2 protein-coding genes are annotated in these 3,736 nt (G+C 46.3%); one reads left to right on the forward strand and one right to left on the reverse strand.

What is annotated here, in order from left to right:
* A partial coding sequence (gene gcvP / locus PX636_RS05140; protein ID WP_288116395.1) for an aminomethyl-transferring glycine dehydrogenase occupies positions 1 to 2,487 on the forward strand: 2,487 nt, incomplete at its 5' end.
* A gap of 427 nt (positions 2,488 to 2,914) precedes the next feature.
* Here the strand turns inward: gcvP and lpxB are convergent.
* On the reverse strand, positions 2,915 to 3,736 hold an 822-nt coding region (gene lpxB / locus PX636_RS05145; RefSeq protein WP_288116396.1), incomplete at its 5' end, for a lipid-A-disaccharide synthase.

The following is a 3,736-nucleotide window of genomic DNA, read 5'->3' on the forward strand; positions in this document are numbered from 1 at the left end:
GGTCTGGAAATTGCTAACGCTTCCCTCCTCGATGAAGGAACAGCAGCCGCAGAAGCGATGACTATGAGTTATGGACTGTGTAAAACTAAAGCCAATGCTTTCTTTATCTCTAGTAGTTGCCATCCCCAAACGATTGAAGTTGTTAAAACCAGAGCGATTCCTTTAGGTATTGACATTATTATCGATGATCATCGTCTCTTTGACTTTCAAACGCCCATTTTTGGCGCATTATTACAATATCCAGCCACCGATGGCCTAATTTATGACTATCGGGAATTTATCGCCAAAGCGCAGGAAAATGGGGCTTTAGTCACCGTTGCCGCCGATATTCTCAGTTTAGCCCTGTTGACTCCCCCCGGCGAATTGGGGGCTGATATTGCCGTGGGTAGCAGTCAACGCTTTGGGGTTCCTTTGGGTTATGGGGGTCCCCATGCCGCTTATTTTGCCACCAAAGATGTCTATAAACGCAGTATTCCGGGGCGCATTGTCGGGGTATCGAAGGATAGTCAGGGTAAACCCGCACTGCGTTTAGCTTTGCAAACCCGCGAACAACATATCCGCCGGGATAAAGCCACCAGTAATATTTGTACCGCACAGGTGTTACTAGCGGTGATTGCTTCCATGTACGCGGTGTATCACGGACCGGAAGGAATCAAGAAAATCGCCCAAAGAGTGCAGAAATTAACCGCTTTATTGGCAACTGGCTTAAAACAGTTGGGTTATCAGGTGGGGAAAGAACCGCGCTTCGATACGCTCAAAGTTACGGTATCCACGGGAGTTAAGGACATCCTCGCCAAGGCAAAAACCCATAAGATTAATCTGCGTTATTTTGATGAGAATAATCTAGGAATTAGTGTCGATGAAACCACCAGTCTCAGGGATGTGTGGGATTTATGGCAAATTTTTGCCCCCACCGAGGAATTACCCTTTACCGCAGCCGAATTAGTCGAGAAAATCAGTCTAGAATTACCCGCTAATTTAACCCGTACCAGTGCCTATCTTACCGAGCCGGTGTTCAATCGTTACCACTCGGAAACGGAATTACTCAGATATCTGCACCGTCTGGAAACAAAGGATCTAGCCTTAAATACTTCCATGATTCCCCTCGGTTCCTGTACGATGAAACTCAATGCCGTAGCGGAGATGATTCCGGTAACTTGGGCAGAATTCGGCAAATTACACCCTTTTGCCCCGATTGACCAAGCAGAAGGCTATCAACTGCTCTTTCAACAGTTAGAAACTTGGTTAGGGGAAATTACCGGGTTTGATGGCATTTCCCTACAACCGAACGCCGGTTCTCAGGGAGAGTATGCCGGTTTACAGGTGATCCGAGCCTACCATGAAAGTCGCGGTCAAGGTTATCGTCAGATTTGCTTAATTCCTGAGTCCGCTCACGGTACTAATCCTGCCAGTGCCGTTATGTGTGGTATGAAAGTAGTGGCGGTTAATTGCGATTCTCGGGGCAATATTGATATTAATGACCTGAAAACTAAGGCCCGGAAGCATCAGGATAATCTAGCGGCTTTGATGGTGACGTATCCTTCCACTCACGGCGTTTTTGAAGAGGGAATTAGCGAAATTTGCGCCTTGATTCATCAATACGGTGGTCAAGTCTATATGGATGGAGCCAATATGAATGCTCAGGTGGGTTTATGTCGTCCGGCGGATTTTGGCGCTGATGTCTGTCACTTGAATCTCCATAAAACTTTCTGTATTCCCCACGGTGGGGGGGGACCCGGTATGGGACCAATCGGAGTAAAATCCCATTTAGTGCCTTTTCTGCCCGATGTTTCCCTGGTTTTGGCGAAATTATCCCCAGAAACCGCTAACGGTAAGCATCAGGACTCGATTGGGGCAATTTCGGCCGCGCCTTGGGGTAGTGCCAGCATTTTGGTGATTTCTTGGATGTATATCGCTATGATGGGGGCAGCAGGCTTGAAAAAAGCGACAGAAGTGGCAATTTTGAACGCTAATTATATGGCTTTTCGTCTGGAGTCGGCCTATCCGGTGTTATTTAAGGGTAGCGCGGGAACGGTTGCCCACGAGTGCGTGATTGATTTACGTCCCCTGAAAAAACAGGCCGGCATCGAGGTGGAAGATGTGGCAAAACGCTTGATGGATTTCGGTTTCCACGCGCCGACGGTTTCTTGGCCCGTGGCGGGTACAATGATGGTGGAACCCACGGAAAGCGAATCTTTGGGCGAATTAGACCGTTTTTGTGAAGCTTTGTTAACTATCTATCAAGAAGTACAAGCGATCGCTAATGGGAGCATGGATCCTCACGATAATCCCTTGAAAAATGCCCCCCACACAGCCGCAGTTTTAACTGCCGATGATTGGAGTCGTCCCTATTCCCGTCAACAGGCAGCCTACCCGCTTTCTTGGCTAAAAGATTATAAATTCTGGCCGGTAGTGGGACGGGTTGATAATGCTTACGGGGACAGAAATCTGGTTTGTTCCTGTGAGGGTATGGACGCTTATAAGTAGGGTTTGCTGAAAAAGCTTTTCCTGGGGGCAGGGTGGGGTGCATCTCATTTTTGTAAATCTACTAATTTGGGATTTTTCAAGGGAAACTTTCTCCTAAAATTGGGTGTGTTACTTTCAGTTTTATCACTCAATCCAAGCTTTTGGGGGGTTCTACCCCCCAAACCCCCCGTTGGGGGCGTGGCGCCGCCCCCAAACCCCGGAGCGCATTAGCTTTTCGGTGGGATGCTTACACGCGATTGTTCATATTTTTGTACCAATTTCAGAGTTACTGATAATTGCTGATTGTCGATATTTCTGCAAATGTTGGATGCAGCCGTGGGGTGTAGGGTGTAGGAATTATGAATTATGAATTATGAATTGGGGAGCGGGGAGAAAAAAGCTGTCTCCTGTCTCCTGAATCCTGTCTCCTGACGACCGGCTCCCAACCCTAACAAAGGCCTATTTTAAACACCTCTTGTGCCACTCGCTCACAACTGCCTACTGTTCCTAAACCGGCTTTAGTTTCTGCGTATTCATCTAACATTTTTTGCCGACGTTGCTGATTTAATAATAAATCTAGACATTCCTGCATAATTCTCTCGGGGTTAGCTTCCTCTTGTAATAATTCGGGAACAATTTCTCGCATTAAAACTAAATTTACCGGTGAGACAAATGGTACAGAAAGCTTCATAATATTGCGGGCAATCCAAGCAGTAACTGCACTTAAACGGTAAACCACCACCTGCGGCACATTTAACAAAGCAATTTCGAGATTAACTGTACCAGACTTAGCCACAGCCAGATCGGCTGCGGCAATCGCTTCTAAAGTCTGATCTCGTTCCATAATCACCGCATTTAATCCATATTCCTTCACTAATTCTCTCATTTTTGGTTCGTATAAAGCTAAGGGAACGGGAATTAAAAACTTAATATCGGGAATTTTTTCCTGTAATTTTTTAGCAGCAGCGCACACCGTCGGCACGAGATATTTAAACTCCTGTTGACGGGAAGCAGGTAATAAAGCGATTACCGTTTCTTCGGGTTTTATTGCCCATTTTTGCCGCATTTCTTGCCGATTGGGAGCATTGGCCATACGATCAACTAAAGGATGTCCTACCCAAGTTACCGGTAAACCTTTTGTTTCAAAAAAACGAGCTTCAGCGGGAAAAATTGCTAATAATTTATCCGTGACGGCGATTAATTTTTCCGTATTAAATAACTTTTCTGCTGTGGCCCTTAGTTTAGCTGAGGGGATATTTTCTTCCGACCA

Source organism: Microcystis sp. M53598_WE2 (assembly GCF_030067735.1).
Lineage (GTDB): Bacteria > Cyanobacteriota > Cyanobacteriia > Cyanobacteriales > Microcystaceae > Microcystis > Microcystis aeruginosa.